Annotated in this window: 14 protein-coding genes; 8 read left to right on the top strand and 6 right to left on the bottom strand. The window is 72.2% G+C overall.

Going from position 1 to position 18,455, the window contains the following annotated elements:
* Window positions 1-3: 3 nt before the first annotated feature.
* A complete protein-coding gene (locus tag OG625_RS07560; protein WP_329377586.1) occupies window positions 4-1,407 on the top strand; it encodes an 8-oxoguanine deaminase in 1,404 nt (467 codons plus the stop codon).
* 368 nt (window positions 1,408-1,775) lie between these two features.
* Window positions 1,776-3,185: a nucleobase:cation symporter-2 family protein gene (locus OG625_RS07555; RefSeq protein WP_443067871.1), complete on the top strand. Its 1,410-nt coding sequence runs from the start codon at window positions 1,776-1,778 to the stop codon at window positions 3,183-3,185.
* A 106-nt stretch (window positions 3,186-3,291) separates the two neighbouring features.
* Here OG625_RS07555 and OG625_RS07550 read toward each other — a convergent pair whose 3' ends face one another.
* A complete protein-coding gene (locus tag OG625_RS07550; RefSeq protein ID WP_329390498.1) occupies window positions 3,292-4,371 on the bottom strand; it encodes an Lrp/AsnC family transcriptional regulator in 1,080 nt (359 codons plus the stop codon).
* Window positions 4,372-4,520: 149 nt separating this feature from the next.
* On the opposite strand from OG625_RS07550, the gene OG625_RS07545 reads away from it, so the two are divergent.
* Entirely contained in the window at window positions 4,521-6,527 is a 2,007-nt protein-coding gene (locus tag OG625_RS07545) for an ATP-binding protein (RefSeq protein WP_329377584.1), read from the top strand.
* Window positions 6,528-6,556: 29 nt separating this feature from the next.
* Here the strand turns inward: OG625_RS07545 and OG625_RS07540 are convergent, their stop codons facing one another.
* A complete protein-coding gene (locus tag OG625_RS07540) occupies window positions 6,557-7,150 on the bottom strand; it encodes a 3'-5' exonuclease (RefSeq protein WP_329377582.1) in 594 nt (197 codons plus the stop codon).
* A gap of 118 nt (window positions 7,151-7,268) precedes the next feature.
* On the opposite strand from OG625_RS07540, the gene OG625_RS07535 reads away from it, so the two are divergent.
* Entirely contained in the window at window positions 7,269-7,652 is a 384-nt protein-coding gene (locus OG625_RS07535) for a VOC family protein (RefSeq protein WP_329377580.1), read from the top strand.
* A gap of 79 nt (window positions 7,653-7,731) precedes the next feature.
* On the opposite strand, the gene OG625_RS07530 is transcribed toward OG625_RS07535, so the two are convergent.
* Window positions 7,732-8,922, bottom strand: a complete 1,191-nt coding sequence (locus tag OG625_RS07530; RefSeq protein WP_443067681.1) for a GDSL-type esterase/lipase family protein — start codon at window positions 8,920-8,922, stop codon at window positions 7,732-7,734.
* Between the two features lie 306 nt (window positions 8,923-9,228).
* Between OG625_RS07530 and OG625_RS07525 the strand changes: the two genes are divergently transcribed.
* Genes OG625_RS07525 through OG625_RS07515 form a run of 3 tightly spaced genes read left to right on the top strand, consistent with a single transcriptional unit; the run spans window position 9,229 to window position 13,397 of the window.
* On the top strand, window positions 9,229-10,968 hold the full coding sequence (locus tag OG625_RS07525; protein WP_329377578.1) for an Hsp70 family protein: 1,740 nt from the start codon (window positions 9,229-9,231) through the stop codon (window positions 10,966-10,968).
* A 24-nt stretch (window positions 10,969-10,992) separates the two neighbouring features.
* Window positions 10,993-11,796: a hypothetical protein gene (locus tag OG625_RS07520; protein WP_329377576.1), complete on the top strand. Its 804-nt coding sequence runs from the start codon at window positions 10,993-10,995 to the stop codon at window positions 11,794-11,796.
* The gene (locus tag OG625_RS07515; RefSeq protein ID WP_329377574.1) at window positions 11,793-13,397 is read left to right on the top strand and encodes a serine/threonine-protein kinase; all 1,605 of its coding nucleotides are present in this window, start codon (window positions 11,793-11,795) and stop codon (window positions 13,395-13,397) included. The genes OG625_RS07520 and OG625_RS07515 overlap by 4 nt, the downstream gene beginning before the upstream one ends.
* Before the next feature lie 121 nt (window positions 13,398-13,518).
* Here the strand turns inward: OG625_RS07515 and aceB are convergent, their stop codons facing one another.
* Window positions 13,519-15,138, bottom strand: coding sequence for a malate synthase A (gene aceB, locus OG625_RS07510; RefSeq protein ID WP_329377572.1), 1,620 nt, complete (start codon window positions 15,136-15,138; stop codon window positions 13,519-13,521).
* 251 nt (window positions 15,139-15,389) lie between these two features.
* Window positions 15,390-16,043, bottom strand: coding sequence for a nucleotidyltransferase family protein (locus tag OG625_RS07505; RefSeq protein ID WP_329377570.1), 654 nt, complete (start codon window positions 16,041-16,043; stop codon window positions 15,390-15,392).
* A gap of 237 nt (window positions 16,044-16,280) precedes the next feature.
* Between OG625_RS07505 and yczR the strand changes: the two genes are divergently transcribed.
* Entirely contained in the window at window positions 16,281-17,768 is a 1,488-nt protein-coding gene (gene yczR, locus OG625_RS07500; RefSeq protein WP_329377569.1) for a MocR-like transcription factor YczR, read from the top strand.
* A gap of 217 nt (window positions 17,769-17,985) precedes the next feature.
* Here yczR and OG625_RS07495 read toward each other — a convergent pair whose 3' ends face one another.
* On the bottom strand, window positions 17,986-18,450 hold the full coding sequence (locus tag OG625_RS07495) for a hypothetical protein (RefSeq protein ID WP_329377567.1): 465 nt from the start codon (window positions 18,448-18,450) through the stop codon (window positions 17,986-17,988).
* Between the last annotated feature and the right edge of the window lie 5 nt (window positions 18,451-18,455).

Below are 18,455 nucleotides of genomic sequence, written 5' to 3'. Positions count from 1 at the left end.
CCCATGGCAGCTTCGGCAGTGATTGGCGGCGCCGTAGAGCGCATCGTCATCGAGAACTGTGCGATTGCAACCGTCGATGCGAATGATACCGAGTATGCCTCGGGTCACGTCGTACTCGCCGGTAACAAGATCGAGTTCATCGGTGCGGGCAAGGCCCCCGAGAACCTCGAGAACGTAGTCCGTCGCATCGACGGCACCGGGCACCTCGTGACCCCCGGTCTGGTCAACACGCACCACCACTTCTACCAGTGGATCACGCGTGGCCTGGCCACCGACCACAACCTCTTCAACTGGCTCGTCTCGCTGTACCCGACCTGGGCGCGCATCGACGAGCAGATGACGTACACGGCCGCGCAGGGCTCCCTCGCCGCGATGGCCCGCGGTGGTGTCACCACCGCGATGGACCACCACTACGTCTTCCCCAAGGGCTCCGGCGACCTGTCCGGCTCGATCATCCGCGCCGCCTCCGAGATGGGCGTCCGCTTCACCCTCGCCCGCGGTTCCATGGACCGCAGCGTGAAGGACGGCGGCCTGCCGCCGGACCACGCGGTCGAGACCCTCGAAGGTGCCCTCGCGGACACCGAGGCGACGGTGAAGAAGCACCACGACTACTCCTTCGACGCGATGACCCAGGTCGCCGTCGCCCCGTGCTCCCCCTTCTCGGTCTCCACCGAGCTGCTGAAGCAGGGCGCCGAGCTGGCCCGTCGCCTGGGTGTGCGCATGCACACGCACGGTTCCGAGACCGTCGAGGAAGAGCAGTTCTGCAAGGAACTGTTCGGCATGGGCCCGACCGACTACTTCGAGTCGACCGGCTGGCTCGGCGAGGACGTGTGGATGGCGCACAGCGTCCACATGAACGACTCCGACATCGCCGCGTTCGCCCGGACCAAGACCGGTGTCGCGCACTGCCCGTCCTCCAACGCCCGTCTGGCCGCCGGCATCGCCCGCGTCCCGGACATGCTCGCCGCCGGTGTCCCGGTCGGCCTCGGCGTGGACGGCACCGCCTCCAATGAGTCCGGTGAGCTGCACACCGAGCTGCGCAACGCGCTGCTGATCAACCGCCTGAACCCGGTCCACCGCGAGCGCGCCCTGAACGCGCGCCAGGCCCTGCGCCTCGGTACCTACGGTGGCGCCCAGGTCCTCGGTCGCGCCGACAACATCGGTTCGCTCGAGGTCGGCAAGCTCGCCGACCTGGTGCTGTGGAACCTGAACACGTTCCTGCACTCCTCGATCGCCGACCCGGTCACCGCACTGGTCTTCGGTGCGGCCGCCCCGGTCACCGCGTCGTTCGTCAACGGCAAGCAGATCGTGGAGAACAACCGCCTCCTCTTCGCCGACGAGGGCGCCATCGCCGTGTCCACGCGTGAAGAGGCCCAGCGCCTGGCGCGGATCTCCGCGCAGGGCTGAACCCACGGAGTCCGGCCGGGGGGGACGGCCCCCGGCCGGCAGTCGCGGACCCGAGCGGGGTCCGCGGCAGCCGTTCCCGGGAAGCGCCTGAGGAATTTCCGAAGGCGCCCCGGGAGCGGTGACTCATGACTCCGGCTCCACCCTTGGCTTTGCCACCCTTTCACCACGTGCTTCACCGGTGGCTTTGCCATGCGCGAAAACAGCTGCGGGACGGTTTGGGCGAATCGTTTCCGTAGTCGAATCCGCACCCCTTGGGACAAGCATTCGCACCACCCACAACTCCATACAGGCTCGACTCGCACAGCTTTCGCACCACCTCCCAGACACATCACGTCCCTGCCGGCGTGTTCAACAGTTCGGAGGAAGCCGTGGCCCAGGTGCCCAGGTTTCGCAAAGACGCAGTCGCAGTACCGCAGGCCTCGGGCGACTCTGGGGAGAAACACCCCGTCGACGAGACCCTGCCGCCACTGAAAATGTTCACCAGCGGTCTCCAGCACGTGGCCGCCATGTATGCGGGTGTCGTTGCCCCGCCCATGATCGTGGGACCGGCCGTAGGCCTCTCCGCCACCGAGACCGCCTTCCTGATGGGCGCCTCGCTCTTCACCGCAGGCCTCGCCACCCTCCTCCAGACCCTCGGGTTCTGGAAGATCGGCGCCAAACTCCCCTTCGTCAACGGCGTCTCCTTCGCCGGTGTGACCCCGATGATCGCCATCGGCAAGGGAGAGGGGGACAACGCCCTCCCCATCATCTTCGGCGCGATCATCGTCGCCGGAATCCTCGGATTCTTCGCCGCGCCCTACTTCGGCAAACTCGTCCGCTTCTTCCCACCGGTCGTCACGGGTACGGTCATCACCCTGATCGGCGTCTCGCTCCTGCCCGTCGCCTTCAACTGGTCGCAGGGCGGGAACAGCACCGCCACCGACTACGGCTCGATGAAGAACATCGGCATGGCCGCGCTCACGCTGGTCATCGTCCTGCTGATGCGGAAATTCCTGCGCGGCTTCCTCCAGCAGATATCCATCCTGCTCGGCCTGGTCGCGGGCACGCTCATCGCGCTGCCGCTCGGCATGACCAGCTTCGACGCCGTGCAGAACGCCTCCCTGGTGGGCTTCCCCAGCCCCTTCCACTTCGGCGCCCCGCAGTTCCAGGTCGCCGCGATCATCTCGATGTGCATCGTCATGCTCGTCTGCATGACCGAGTCCACCGCGGACATCCTGGCGCTCGGCAAGATCGTCGGCCGTCCGGCGGACGCCAAGGCGATCGAGGGCGGCCTGCGCGCCGACACCCTCGGCAGCGCGATCAGCCCGCTGTTCAACGGGTTCATGTGCAGTGCCTTCGCCCAGAACATCGGCCTCGTCGCCATGACCAAGGTCCGCAGCCGGTTCGTCGTCGCCGCCGGCGGCGGCATCCTGATCCTGCTCGGGCTGTGCCCGATGGCGGCCTCCGTCATCGGAGTGGTACCGCTGCCCGTGCTCGGCGGCGCCGGCATCGTCCTCTTCGGTTCGGTTGCGGCGAGCGGAATCCAGACCCTGGCCGGGGCGGCCATGGAGAAGGGCGAGAACGCCCTGATCGTCGCCGCCTCGGTGGGCATCGGCCTGATCCCGATCGCCGCGCCGGAGTTCTACCACGCCTTCCCGAAGGACCTCCTCGTCGTCCTCGACTCCGGCATCAGCACCGGCTGCGTGGTGGCGATCCTGCTCAACCTGGCCTTCAACCACCTCGGTGCCAAAAAGGGCGCCGACGTGACGTCCGGGCCGGAACCGGTGCCGGTGCACTGACCGGCCCATCGACCGGCCCAATGACCGGCCCCGCCGGAGCGTACGGCGGTGCGCACGTCACCCACTGCGGGTGTGGCGTGCGCACCGCCGTTTCCGCATCCCGTCCTCAGACCAGGCCGGCGGCGTCCGGGGCCGGGTCCGCCCAGATGTCCGGCGGCACCGTCCGGATCCGCCGGCCCTCGTGGTCGAGCTCCTGCGCCTCCGACTTGCGCACGTGCAGCGACACCGCCGAGTCCGTGATGCGCAGCCCCGGCAGCCGCCGCGCGAGGTCCGCGGTGTAGCGGGAGAGGTCCTCCACCGTGCGCAGCCGCGCGCTGATCATGAAGTTCCAGCGCCCGCTGACCGACATGCACGTACGGGTCTCGCGCAGCCCGGTCGCCGCCGCCGCGCAGTCCGCGACCTCGTACTCGGGCACCTCCGCCCACACCGTCGCCGCGACCGGCCACCCCGACAGCCCCGAGGCGAGCGCGCCGCTGAAGCGCAGGCTGCGCCCCGCCTCCAGTCGGGCGAGGCGCCTGCGCACGGTCGACTCGCTCATCGCGCACTCCCGCGCCAGGGACGCCACGCTGCGCCGCGCGTCCGAGGACAGGGCCAGGACGAGCGGCCGCTCCTCCTCCGCCATCGACGCGGTGGCCAGGGGCGTCGGCGAGGCGGGTCCGCCCGGCGGGCGGCGGGACCGTCCGGTCCTCCCGGTCAGCTCGTCTGCCTGCGCCGGGGTGAGCTGGTCGAGGCGCCAGCGGTCGGGGGCGTAGTGCACGGCCGTCACGACCGAGGAGCGGGTGGAGACGACCCCCGGGATCCGCTGCACCCGGAAGGTCAGGTACCGGTACAGCGCGTGCAGGTCCGGTACGGCCACGAAGACCAGCAGGTCACGTCCGCCGGTGATGTGCTCCACGCCGAGGGTGTGCGCGTCACCCGCGAGCGCGGCGCCCACCGCGGGCGAGGTCCCCGAGGCGCAGGTGACCTCCACCCAGGCCATGCGGGGCGGCCGGCTGCCCGTACGCAGCCCGATCCCGCTGATCCACGCCTCGCCCGCCTCCGTCAGCCGCTCCCAGCGGCGCGCGAGGGTGTCCGGGCGCGCGCCGAGCACCGGTCCCAGCCGCTCCCAGCTCGCGCGCGGCGCGAGCTGCAGTGCGTGGACGAGCGCCCGGTCCATGTCGTCCATGGCGGAAATGGCCGACTTCATCACCCTCACGTGGTGGATCTCCTGGTAGCCGTTCGGTCAACCGGACTTTCGGCCGATCATCTCTCTTCCTGCATTCAACTGCTCACCCGGGCTGTTGTAGGCACGTTAAGGACATCGGGGGAGGACCTGTGGGGGAGGCCGGCTCGGGCATGCGCCAGACGGTGCCCGCGGAACTGGCCGGCTTCATCGGCCGCGAACGGGAGCTCGCCGCCGTCGCACAACTGCTCGCGGACGGGCGCCTGGTCACCCTCACCGGGCCGGCCGGGATCGGCAAGACCCGGCTCGCCGTGCGCACCGTCCGCTCGCTGACCAGCAGCGACGGGACCGACGTGCGCTGGGCCGAGCTGGCCGGGCTGGATCTGCCGCGGCTGCCGGAGCTGGAGGCCGAGTTCCTCGCGGCGCTCGCGGGGCGCGAGACGCTGCTGGTGCTCGACGGCTGCGAACAGCTCGGCCGGCAGGCCGGGGCCCTGGCGGGGCGGCTGCTGGCGAACCTGCCCGGACTGCGGATTCTGGCCACGTCGCAGCGCCGCCTCGGGCTCCGGGAGGAAGCCGTGTCGGCCGTGCCCCCGCTGTCGTTGCCGGCGGCGCCGGCCGATCCCGCGGTGCGGATGCCCGTGGCGGACATCGCCGGGTACGCGGCAGTACGCCTCTACGAGGAACGGGCCCGGGGCGCCGACCCCTTCTTCGAGCTCACCGAACGCAACGCCGCCGCCGTGGCCGCCCTGTGCCAAGCCCTCGACGGGATCCCGGGCGCGCTGGAGCTCGCCGCCGGGCGCTCGCATCAGTACGCCCCCGGCCAGGCGCTGCGCCGGCTGGCCGCGGACCCGCTGACCTTCCTCGCGGGCGGCGCCGGCCGCGGCACCCGCGTCGACGCGGAGCGCTCCTACCGGCTGGCCCCGCCGGCCGAGCGGATGCTGCGGGAGCGGCTCTCCGTCTTCGCGGGCCCCTTCGACCTGACGGCCGCCGCCGAGGTGTGCGGATTCGGCGCGCTCACCCGGGAGAGTGCCGCCGAGGCGCTGCGGGAGCTCGCCCCGGGCCTGCTCGCGGACGGCGGTCCCGGCCGCTACCGGCTGCCGTTGTCCGTACGGGCGCACGGGGCCCGGCTGCTCGCGCACGGCCCCGCCGGGGACGGGGCGACCGCCGCCCGGCGCCACCACGAGCGCTGCCGGGTACTGGCCGAGCGGGCGGCGCAGCTGTGGCGGGAGGGGGCGCAACAGGAGGCGCGGGCGCTGGCGGTGGGGGAGCTGCCGGAGCTGCGGGTGGCGATGAACCCGCTGTCCGCGCCCGGCCCGGCCGCGGCCCTGGAGATCGCCGTGTCCTTGTGGTTCCTGTGGTCGGCGTGCGGGCTGTCGGAGGAGGGCCTGCGCCATGTGGAACGCGCCCTGGCCGTGCACCCGGCGCCGCGTCCGGCCCGCGCGCTGTGGCTGGCGGCCTGGCTGGTGGCGAGCTCCGGCGGGGCGGACGGCGCCGATCCCCTGCTCGTCGAGGCGTGGAGTGCGGCCGTACAGGAGGGGGAGGACACCTGCCTGGCCTACCTCGCGCACGTACGGGGCGCGGTCGCCCTGTGGGAGGAGCGCTACGAGGACGCCGCCGCGGAGTTCCGGGAGGGGCTGGAACTGCTCCCGGGGGACCCGGAGTTCGGCCTCGGCCGGGAGGCGCTCCAGGCCGGGCACACCATGGCCCTCGCCCACACGGACCCGGCGTCCGTCCCGGTCGAGGACGACCCGCCGGTGGGCGCGCCCGTGGGCCCGCAGACGGGTCCGCAGGGAGGCCCGAAGACAGGTCCGCCGCGCGGCCCCGCCGACCCCTGGGCCCGCTCCTGGACCGAGTTCGCCCACGCGATCGTCCACCGCCACGAGGGCCGCCCGGCCGCGGCCCGTACCGGACTGCTGCACGCGCTGAGGACCCAGCTCGCCCTCGGCGACCGCCTGGGCCAGGCCTTCTCGGTGGAGCTGCTCGCCGATCTGGAGGCGGACCAAGGGCACTACGTGGAGTCCGCGCGGCTGCTCGGTTCGGCCGCCCACATCCGCCCGGCGGCCGCCCGCGCTCCCCGGGCCGAAGGGCTGCTGCGCACCCGGCTCACCCCGGAGGCCTTCCGCTCGGCCTACAGGGCGGGCTCCCGCACCCCGCTCCGCCGGCTGCTCGCCGAGCTCTGAGCGGGCGCGGCCCGGCGGGGGTCACGGGGTCAGGGCGTCCAGAGCATCAGGTTGCTCATCAGCTCGGCCTGCTCGACGGCGTCGTCGAGCGCGTGGTGCGTGTGCCGGCGCGAGGAGAGCAGTTCGCGCGGCATCCGGCCCTTGACCGCGGCCCGCAGGGGCACGCGCGCCTTCGTCGCGTACAGGGTCTTCATGTCCAGGCAGCCGGAGTGGCCGAAGGGGCTGTCCCCGCCGAAGCGCATCAGGTACCAGTACAGGAAGGTCCAGTCGAAGGAGGCCGGGTAGCCGCACATCACCGGCTGCGCTCCCGCATCCGCGGCCACCTCCCGCACCCAGGAGCGGAACTCGGCCATGGCGAGCGCCGGATCCGTGCCCTCCCGGACGAGCAGGTCCCGGTCGAGCCCGCTGACGGCGAGTGCCTCGGCCACGTACTCGTCACTGATCGGCCGCAGCTCGCGGTAGAAGGTCTGCCGCTCGGGATCGGCGGCCGTATACGAGTCGCCGTCCTGCCGGCCGGCGACCGCGGCCCCGAAGCTGATCATCGAATACGGTCCGGGAATCGGTCCGTCGGCCTCGATGTCGACGGAGATGTACAGGCTGGGACGTGCGCTGCGAGCTGCCATGCGCGCGAGCATGCCAGCCGCCGCCGGGGTTGATCACCTGGATTTCCCGGTCGACGGCCGTGGGGCCCGGGAGGAAGATGGGAAGCGGGGTGCGGCCTATCGAACGAGGTAAGTGATCATGTTCGAGAACACCAAGGCGTTCAGCGGCTTCTCAGTGGACGACATAGGCAAGGCCAAGGAGTTCTACGGCGGCACGCTCGGGCTCCGCGTCTCCGAGGAGACGGAGATGGGGCACCTGCTCCTGAACCTTGCGGGCGACACGAACGTACTGGTCTACCCGAAGGACAACCACGAGCCCGCGAGCTTCACGATTCTCAACTTCCCCGTGGACGATGTGGAGAAGGCGGTCGACGAACTCGCCGCGAAGGGCGTCCGCTTCGAGCGCTACGAAGAGTTCGAGGCCGACGACAAGGGCATCGTCCGCGAGGCCGGCGGGCCCGCCATCGCCTGGTTCAAGGACCCGGCGGGCAACGTCCTGTCCGTCCTCCAAGAGTCCGCGTAAAGCCCGGCCGCGGCCGGTCGGGAGGACCGGACCGCGGCCGGTGAGGACTACGGGACTACGTGGCTACGGGACTACGTGGCTACGGGGTCGGGGTCAGGTACATCCCCGTTGCGTCCCCGCCCGCCGTGTTCTTGCAGCTCATCCCCGAGCCCGCCGGCTGGGCCACGGCCAGGGCCAGGCAGCGGCCGAGGGCCAGCTGGCCGTAGTGGTTCGGGTGCATCGACTCCTGGACCAGGCCCTGGGTCTCGCTGCTGTCGATCCAGCGGGCCCACTCGCTCGTCTTCGCCGAGGCCGGCACCGTGGAGCTCACCTGCTTGCTGGCCTTGGCGCACACCTCGCGCCCCTGGAGCATGTCCCGCAGGTCCAGGAACTGCACGCCCTTGGCCGCGGCGACCCCCTTGATGCGGTTCGCGATCTGCGGCACGAGCGAGTCCCGCGCCCAGTCCGAGTCCCGGTTCCAGAAGGGGCAGCCGCCGGTGTTGAGCCGGCTCCAGTCGCTCTGCGTGTACCGGTTCTCCACGCCGCGCGGGATCGGCGACGGGTAGGACTGGAGCACGATCCGGTACGAGGAATCGGCGTACCCGGCCGCCGTCATCACGGCCCGGATCTCGTCCACGGACTTGCCGACGCCGGCCATCACGGCGTCGATCTTCTGGTCCACTCCGACCTGCTGGTCGTCGTAGCAGTACGAGTTCCAGAGCACGAAGTCGTACGCGCACTCCTTGATGATGTCGGCGAAGCCCAGGTCGTTCCCGCCTATGGACAGCGCGATGACCTTCACGTCGTGGCTCGCGGCCACCGCGGCGAGCTGGTCGGCCTGCGGGACCTCGCCCTTGTAGGCCACACCGCCGTTGGCCGCCCGGAACACGTTCTCCGAGGTCGCCCCGGAGCAGGCGAGGTTCACCGCGACGTCGGCGATCGCCCCGGCGCTGCGCACCTCGGCCGAGTCCGACCGGTGGCAGCCGCCGGCGGTGGTCCCGTACACCTTCGAGGGGTCGTACGTGCTGCTGCTGACCCAGGCCCGGTCGGTCCCGTTGCGGCTGCCGGTGTTGGTGAGGCTGTTGCCCTTCCAGCGCCCGGCCTCGCCGGAGATGTAGCTGTCGCCCATCGAGACGACGGCGGTGGGCCCGCTCCCGGAACTGGCGGCGGACGTCCCGGCCCCGCCGGCCAGCAGCGAGCCGACGGCGAGCGGCAGGACCATCCCGGCCCCGGCCAGTCGTCGCACACGACGGCGGTCCCGGTCCTTGCTTGCGGTGCGGAATCCGATCACGACGGAACTCCTGCGGTAGGCCACGCCGAAGCCAGGAACAACTTCGGTGCATGGCTGGGAAAGTGGGGGTACCGCCGGCCGGTGGCAAGCGGAAAGGTGACACGGGCCACGTTGTTACCGCTAGGTAGCCGCAGATTACGATGATGTAACGACCGACCGGTCGTTCGGCTTCCGGAACCCTCGTGCGAGCCCAAATGCCGGTCCCCGCAGGCCCTCTGACGGATCGTCCGATCGCGTAGCCTTGATATGTAACAATGTGCACCCTCCCGGCCACGGGCACCGGTGAGGACAAGGGGGACACCACACATGACGTACAGGGTTGTGGCTGCCATCGACTTCGGCACGCATGGCTCGGGATTCGCCTGGGCGGTGCTCCCGGTCGGCGCGGACGCGCCCGGCGAGCGTCAGATCGACTATCCGGACCAATGGGACGACGCTCCCGTCACCTACCCGAAGAACCTCTCCGCGCTGTTTCTCGACCTCGACGGCACGGACCGGCACTGGGGCTACTCCGCGCGCCGCGCGGGCGCCGCGGGAGAGCCGGGCCGGCTGGAGCACGGGTTCAAGATGTGGCTGCGCCCCGAGGACCGGGAGGGCGCACACGGACCCGGGGCAGGGCTCGTCGGCACCCCCGAACGGGCCGTCCCGCTGATCGCGGCCTACCTGCGCAGGCTGCGCGGCGCCGCCGTGGCGCGGATCGTCGACGGCGGCGGATTCCTGGAGTCCGACATCCGCTGGTGCCTGACGGTCCCCGCCATCTGGGAGCCCGAGGAACGCAACCTGATGCGCGAGGCCGCCCGGCAGGCGGGCTTTCCCGCCCACGACCGCGACCGGCTGATCCTGGTCACCGAGCCCGAGGCCGCGACCGTCTACTGCGCCCAGGACGCCGCCGCCGGCCTCGGCGACCTCGGCTCCCGGGCCACCCTGGTCGTCGACTGCGGAGGCGGCACGGTGGACATCGCCGCCTACCGGTGCCGGGCCGACGGATCCCTGGAGCAGCTGCGCCCGCCGTCCGGCGGGAAGCTCGGCTCCAACTACATCAACCGCCGCTTCCAGGTCCAGGTGCTCGCCCCGCGGCTCGGGCAGGAGGCCTTCAAGGCCCTGGAAGCCACCCCCGCCCAGCTCCTGGAGCTGATGGACGCCTTCGAACGGGTGAAGACCTCCTTCCGCGGTGACGGCGACAGCGCCGTACGGATCCCCATCTCCCTCAAGGCCAGCCGGATCATCGACCCGCACGGCGGGTCCGAGCGACTCGCGGCGGAGCAGCAGGGGGTCGACGACCACATCGTCATCGAGCCGGACGTGATGCGCGGGCTCTTCCAGGGCACGACCGAGCCACTGATGAAGCTGGTGAGCACCCAGATCCGCGAGCTCCTCGCAGACCCGGCCATCGCGGGGGAAGGCCTGCGCGTCGTCCTGGTCGGCGGGTTCGCCCAGTCGCCGTACGTCCAGAGCCACCTCGCCCAGCACCTCGACAAGGAGTTCCCGGGCGGCGTCCAGCTGGTCATCCCGCCGAACCCGTCCCGCGCGGTCCTCGGCGGCGCGGTGCACTACGCCTGCCGCCCCGAGGTCGTGCACTCCCGCCGCGCGGCCAACACGTACGCCGTCGAGATCTCCGAGCGCCGCACGTTCCTCGGCATCCTCAGGGAGTCCGGGGCCAAGCGCGAGCTGGCCCTCACCAAGATCAAGGGCCGGGGCGCCTTCCGCGACGGGGTGCTCGACCCCCTCGTCCTCATGGGGGACGAGGTCCGGGTGGGAAGCGAACTCACCTACTCCCTCGTCCCGCTGGCCAGTGACCAGCGGGAGCTGCGCGTGGCGCTGTACGCCGTTCCGCAGGTGAAGGACCTCACGGTCAAGACGCCCGGGGCCCGGCTCCTCGGCACCGTCGTCGTCGACATCACGGAGTCGCTCGGCCGCGACGTCGAGAAGCGTTCCGTGGACCTGTACTTCACCTTCGGGGGTACGGAGATCGGCGTATCCGTGGTGAATCCCCGAACCGGGGCGCGGCGCGACACCGTCGTCGAGTTCGCCGGAGTACCCGAGTAGGCAGCACGAGAAGAGGAACGCCAGATGGAGCGCTCAGAACCGGACCGGAGCCTGCCCGCGAAACAGGGCGCGTGGCCCGGCGGCCCGCCCCCCATGCCGTCCGCCATGCCGTCCGCTCCGCCGTCCCTGCCGCAACAGGACGAGCAGCAGGAGGACTCCCGCCGCGGGTTCCAGCCGTGGAGGGTCTTCCAGGAGGTCCGGCTGCTGCGCGCGGAGATCGAGTCCCTGCGGGCGGAGCTCGGCTCCCTGCGGGCCGAGGGGGAGGAACACCAGGACCGGCTCGCCAAGCTCTACGAGGTGGTGCACGGCCTGCGCGCGGACCGGACCACCGAGCTGGAGAGCGCCCACCACGAGACGGCCCGGGCCTACGCCGCCCTGCGCGAGCAGATCGTCGGCCGCTGCGCGAACGCCGTGGACGCCGCGCTGGAGGAGCGCCGCGACCTGCACGAACGGCAGGACCGCTGGGAGGCCCATGTACGCCTCACCGCCGCCATGTTCCGCACCGTCCTCGGCGAACACCCGGCCGTCGAGCAGAACTGGCACCACACCGCGGCCCAGGTGCTGGGCGTGGACGGGAAACTCGGCCCGGTGACGGACCTGCACCGGCAGACCGCCGAACTGCGCGCGCGGATCGCCGAACTGGGCGGCGTCCACCGCTGGAACTTCGAACTGCGCCTCGGCGACCGGCCGGACGCCGCCCTGCACGAGCTCTGGCCCAGGGCCGACGACCGGGAACCGCTCACCCTCTGCGTCGCCCCCGCCTACCAGGTCGTCGGCCGCACCCCGCACGTCCGCCCCCTCGTCCACACCGCGATCGGTCGCGTATGACCCCGCCCGAGCGCGCCCGGGAGGGAACGGTGCTCGACCGCCGCTACCAGCTCGTACGCCTCCTCGGGCGCGGCGGCATGGGCGAGGTCTGGCAGGCCGCCGACCTCGAAAGCGGTGCGACGGTCGCCGTGAAGACGCTGCTCGGGCACTCTCCGGACTCGCCCGAGGCGCGGGCCCGGTTCCGGCGCGAGGCGCGCGCCGCCGAGCGCGTCGTCAGCGACCACACCGTGCGCCTGCTCGGCTCCGGCACCGACGGGGGCATCGTCGGGGGCACCGACTACCTGGTGATGGAGTACGTCTCGGGCAGCAGCCTCCAGCAGGACCTGTCGGCCCGCTTCGTCGCCGACCGCACCCGGCAGTGGTCCGTGTCCGTCCTGCGCGGGATCGTCCAGGGCATCGTCGACGTGCACACCGCCGAGATCGTGCACCGGGACATCAAGCCCTCGAACGTCATGATCACGGCCGGTGGCCACGTCAAGGTCTGCGACTTCGGCATCGCCAAACTCGTCGGTGCCGAACCGGTCACGCAGCTCACGGCCCCCGGGCAGATCCTCGGCAGCGCCCCCTACATGCCCCCGGAACAGTGGACCGGGGGCCCGGTCACCTACCAGGGCGACCTCTACGCCTTCGGCTGCCTGGCGTACGAACTGCTCACCGGATTGCGCGCCTTCGGAGACCACGACTCCAGGGACGAGTACCGCCGGGCCCATCTGGAGGACCGGCCCGAGCGGCTGTCCGCGCTGCGCCCCGACCTGCCGGCCGTGCTGGACCGGCTGCTGTCCGCGCTGCTGGAGAAGCGGCCCGGGGACCGGCCGGCCTCCGCCGAGCTCGTCGCCGTCGTCATGGACGTGGCGCCGCTGGAGGCCTTCGGTCCGGTGGTGGCGAGGCGGCGGCTCGGCGCCCATGACACGGAGACCGAGCGGATGCTGCGGGACGCCGAGAACAACTGGCTGTCGAACCGCCCCGAGGCGGGGCTCGCCGCCAGCCGCGAGGTCGTGCGCCGCCGGACCCTGGTGAACGGCCCGCAGGCCGACGCGACCCTGCGGGCCCGCCGGGTGGAGGCCGACTGTCTGTGGACCCTGGGGGACCTCGCGGAGGCGCTGGCGCTGAGCGAGGAACTCGCCGAGCAGCGGGTCGCCGTACTCGGCCCCTACAACGACGAGGCGATCCTCTCCCTGCGGGCCTGGGCCAGCCGGCTGTGGTACCTGGGGCGGCTCACCGAGGCCCTGGTGCCGCTGCGCAGGATCGCCGAGGCGCGCGAGGACACCCACGGGGACTACTCCCCGGAGTACCACCGGGCCTCCTACGAGCTCGCGCTCTGCCTGTCCGCCTGCGGCCGCGGCGCGGAGGCTGTCCCGCTGCTGCGCGCGGTGATCACGGGGCGTACGGACCTGCTCGGCGCGGACGCGCCGGAGACCCTGGAGAGCAGGCTGCTGCTGGGCGCGGTGCTGCTGGAGACCGAGGGCGGGCCGGAGGCACTGGCCCAGCTCGAACCGCTGGAAGCGGCGCTGGACAAGGGCTGGGTCCCCACCCAGCGGCCACCGGAGCACGCCCGGGCGCTGATCGCCAACGCCAGGCTGCGGGCCAAGCGCAAGCGCTGAACGGCGGACGCGCGAACACGACTCCGCCCCCGTGCCGTCGGGCAGCGGGGGCGGAGCCGGGGTCCCCCGGACGGAGTCCGGGGGCGTTTCGGCTGCTGTGCGATGTCAGCCGAAGACCTCGTCAGCCGACGAGCTGGTCGTACGCGGGAAGGGTGAGGAAGTCCGCGTAGTCCGCGTCGAGGGAGACCTGGAGCAGGAGGTCGTGGGCCTGCTGCCACTTGCCGGAGGTGAAGGCCTCCTCGCCGACCTCGGCGCGGATGGCGGCCAGTTCCTCGGCGGCGATCTTGCGGGTCAGGTCGGCCGTGGCCGTCTCGCCGTTCTCGAAGACGACGCCGGCGTTGATCCACTGCCAGATCTGCGAGCGGGAGATCTCCGCCGTGGCCGCGTCCTCCATCAGACCGAAGATGCCGACGGCGCCGAGGCCCCGAAGCCAGGCCTCGATGTAGCGGATGCCGACCTGGACCGCGTTGCGCAGGCCCTCGTACGTCGGCTTCGCGTCCAGGGAGTCGATCGCGATGAGCTCGCCCGGGGCCACCGAGACGTCCTCGCGCAGGCGGTCCTTCTGGTTCGGCTTGTCGCCGAGCACCGCGTCGAAGGAGGCCATGGCGATCGGGACCAGGTCCGGGTGGGCGACCCAGGAGCCGTCGAAGCCGTCGCCGGCCTCGCGGTCCTTGTCGGCCTTGACCTTCTCGAAGGCGACCTTGTTGATCTCCGCGTCCTTGCGGGACGGGATGAAGGCCGCCATGCCGCCGATGGCGTGCGCGCCGCGCTTGTGGCAGGTCTTGACCAGCAGCTCGGTGTACGCCCGCATGAACGGGGCGGTCATCGTCACCGCGTTGCGGTCCGGCAGGACGAACTTCTCGCCGCCGTCACGGAAGTTCTTGACGATGGAGAACAGGTAGTCCCAGCGCCCGGCGTTCAGGCCCGCCGCGTGGTCGCGCAGCTCGTAGAGGATCTCGTCCATCTCGTACGCGGCGGTGATCGTCTCGATGAGGACGGTCGCGCGGACGGTGCCCTGCGGGATGCCGACGTAGTCCTGGGCGAAGACGAAGATGTCGTTCCAGAGGCGGGCCTCCAGGTGCGACTCCGTCTTCGGCAGGTAGAAGTACGGGCCCTTGCCGAGGTCGATCAGGCGCTGCGCGTTGTGGAAGAAGTACAGGCCGAAGTCGACGAGCGAGCCGGAGGCCGGGCCGCCCTCGAACTGCAGGTGGCGCTCCTGGAGGTGCCAGCCGCGCGGGCGCATGACCACGGTCGCCAGCTGCTCGGCGGGCTTGAGGGCGTACGCCTTGCCGGTGCGGGCGTCGGTGAAGTCGATGCGGCGCTCGTAGGCGTCGATCAGGTTGAGCTGGCCGAGGACGACGTTCTCCCAGGTGGGAGCCGAGGCGTCCTCGAAGTCGGCGAGCCAGACCTTGGCGCCCGAGTTCAGGGCGTTGATGGTCATCTTGCGGTCCGTCGGACCGGTGATCTCCACACGGCGGTCGTTCAGCGCGGCCGGGGCCGGAGCGACCTTCCAGTCTCCCTCGCGGACCTGTGCGGTGTCCGGGAGGAAGTCGAGGGTGGAGGTCCGGGCGATCTCGGCGCGGCGCTCGCCGCGGCGGGCGAGGAGCTCGGCGCGACGCGGGGCGAACCGCCGGTGGAGCTCCGCCACGAAGGCGAGAGCCGCTTCGGTGAGGACCTCGTCCTGCCGGGGCAGGGGCTCGGCGTCGACGATGGCCAGCGGGGACGGCGCTGGTGCGGACATATCTGTCACTCCTTCAGCGGCGGTGCCTGGCGGCCGCGGGGGAATGCTCGCGCTGGACGGCACGCAGTGCCGTCGGGTGTGGAGAGTTCCGGATACGGTCGCGGGCGCCGTCTGTGGGTTCAGGGCGCTTCTGACCAGTGGATAGTAATTTCCTCATGGTGGAAGTTCAATGGTTTGTTGATATCGAGATTCTCTTGGTCGACAGATTCCACTCGTCCGTGGCCCTCAGTGCCATCGCCGTCACACCGTGCTCAGGCCAGACGTGCCAGGTCGGGAGGGGTGTCGATGTCGAAGGCCTCCGCGATGTCCGCGCACTCCACCAGAGTGAGCTCTCCGACATGTTGCGCCAAGTGCACCCGCGCGCCGTTGTCGCCCGTCGCCGTCGCCGCGATGTCCGCCCAGCGGTCCACCCCGAACAGCACGGGATGACCGCGCTCCCCGTCGTACGCGGCCGCCACCAGGCTCGTGGGCGAGCGGTAGGCCTCCCGGACCCGGGCCACGGCCTCCGGACCGATCCCGGGCTGGTCCACCAGCGAGACGAGCGCCGCGCCGGCGCCCGTACCGGCGAGGGAGGCGAGACCGACCCGGAGGGAGGAGCCCATGCCCTCCGCCCAGTCCGGGTTGTCCACGACCACGCAGCCGGCCAGTTCGGCCCGCTCGCGGACCTCGGCCGCGGAGGCGCCGAGGACCACGTGCAGCGGGCCGCAGCCCGCCTCCCGCAGCACCCGTACGGCGTTCTCGACCAGCGGGCGGCCGTGGTACGGGAGCAGGGCCTTGGGACGACCGCCGAGGCGACGGCCGCCCCCGGCCGCCAGGAGCAGGCCCGCGATCACCGGGGAGTCGGCTGCTGGAGGGGTGGAGGAGGGGGAGTGAGCGTGGGCGGGAGAGTGGGTGTTGGCCGGCATGTCACCGATTCTCGCCCCTGTACGGAGACCCGCGGGCGCCGCGTCAGGACCCCGCGCACGGAAGCCAGCGCGGCCCCGATGCGCAGCGGCCGGGAGATCCGGTTCTCGGCGGAAGCCAGCAGGGCGCGTTCGTCACGATCGGTCAACATCTCGGCGTCTCCTTGCCAATCGGGGGCCAATACGGCGAGTCTGGTCCTCGATTGGCCTGGCCGGCAGAGCCAATCAGGGGAGGTTGGCATGGCAAACGGGCGAGTGGTCCATACGGCGGACAGGACGATCGGCAGCCGCCAGCTCGCGGCCCTGCTCCCCGCGGAGGTCCTGGCCCGCCCCGGCTACCGGACCCTCGCCGACGCCGTGCGCACCCTGATCCTCGACGGCCGCGTCGCCCTGCACGTAAGGCTGCCCGCCGAGCGCGAGCTCGCCGAGGCCGTCGGCGCCAGCCGGGCCACCGTCACCGGCGCCTACGACCTGCTGCGCGAGAGCGGCTACGTGCGCAGCAGGCGGGGCTCCGGCACCTGGACCGAGCTTCCCGAAGGCCACCGCCCCGTCGGCGCCCACGCCCTCCTCGGGGCGGGCGGCTACAGCGCGGACGGGGATCCCGGCGTCGACCTCGCCATCGCCGCCATGGGCGCCCCCGAGGGCAGCCTCGCCGAGGCCCTCGCCTGGGCCGCGCCGAGGCTGCCCCGGCTCGCCCGCACCCCCGGCTACCACCCGTACGGCCTGCCCGACCTGCGCACCGCCGTCGCCGACCGGTTCACCCGGCGCGGGCTGCCCACGCGCCCCGAGCAGATCCTGGTCACCTCCGGGGCCCAGCAGGCCCTCGCCCTGGTCGTCAGCCTGCTCTGCCGGGCCGGGGACCGGGTCGTCACCGAGAACCCGACCTACGCCAACGCCCTCGACGCCCTGCGCCACGCCCGGCTGCGCACCGGCTCCCTGGCCGTCTCCGACGCCGGCTGGGACATGGAGATAGCCGAGTCCACGCTGCGCCAGACCGTGCCGCGGCTGGCGTACGTGATCCCCGACTTCCAGAACCCCACGGGCAACCTCATGCCGCCGGACCAGCGGCTGCGGCTGCTCGCGGCGACGCGGGCCACCGGGACCTGGCTGGTGGTCGACGAGACCATCGCCGACATCGCCCTGGACGTCCCCGCGCCCGCGCCGCTCGCCTCCCTCGCCCCGCGCGGCGGCGCCGACCACGTGATCACCATCGGCTCGCTGAGCAAGACCCACTGGGGCGGCCTGCGGGTCGGCTGGATCCGGGCCACCGCGAAGATGATCACCGAGCTGACGGCTGTACGGGTCTCGGCCGACATGACCGGCTCCGTCCTCGACCAGCTGGTCGCCCTCCCGCTGCTGGACGACCTCGACCGGTCCCTGCCCGCGCGGCTCGCACAGCTGCGGATCCAGCGCGAGGCCCTCGTACGGTCGCTCCAGCGGCACACCCCCGAGTGGTCCTGGCAGGTCCCGCCGGGTGGGCTCTCGCTCTGGGTGGACCTCGGGGAGCCGGTCAGCTCGGCCCTGGCCGAACGGGCCGCGGCGGCCGGAGTCCACATCGGCCGCGGCGCCCGCTTCGGCGTGGACCCGGGGACCTTCGAACACCGGCTCCGGATCCCGTACACCCTCCCCGCAGACCGGCTGGACGAGGGCGTACGCCGCCTCGCGAGCGCCTTCCACGACGGGGTCCCGCTGCCGCCGGCGGTGGACCGGCCGCACTGGGTCGCCTAGGTCGTCCCGGTCGGAGGGGGGCGGGCCCGCCGGGGGCGGGGTCGGGGGTTGCCGGCCCGGCCGGGTCCGGGCGCGCGCCGGGGCGTCTCCTCGGGCGTCGAACGTGTCGGGGGGTCGGTGGGCCGAGCCATGGTTGTGTTCGACGCCCTGCGGGGACGCCCCGACGCACACCCGGCCCCGTCCGGGCCGGCGGGGGACCGGCCTGGGCTGGGGGGCTTCAGGCCCTGCGGAAGTACGTGTTCGCCGGCGGGCGGAACATCAGGGCCACGGCCGCGAGCACCGCTCCCACGTGCACGACCCGGCTCGCGCCGAACACCCAGTCGAGGGCGTCCGCCCGAGAGAGCGCGGTGGCGAGCGAACCGCCGTCGGCGAGGTAACCGAGCGGCTGCAGCACCATGGAGGCCGTACCGAGCACCCCGAGGCCGATCGCGAGGGTGATCCGGGCCCAGCGGGCGCCGCCCCGCATCCGCCGTGCGACCAGCACGGCGACGGTGAAGACGGTGAGCCGGACGGCCAGGCCGATGCCGATCTCCCCGGCGGAGGCCGTTCCGTCGGCCACCATCCGGCCGATCGCGAGCACCGTCTCGAAGGCCCCGGCGGCCACCGCCGTCAGCCAGAGCGTGTAGGCGGTGCGGATCTCGGCGGGCGGCGTGGCCGGACGGGCTAAGACGTCGGTGTGCATCGGAG

The sequence above is a fragment of the Streptomyces sp. NBC_01351 genome, from assembly GCF_036237315.1.
Lineage (GTDB): Bacteria > Actinomycetota > Actinomycetes > Streptomycetales > Streptomycetaceae > Streptomyces.
Note: the sequence above shows the minus strand (reverse complement) of the source record. Positions and strands in the feature narration are given on the sequence as shown.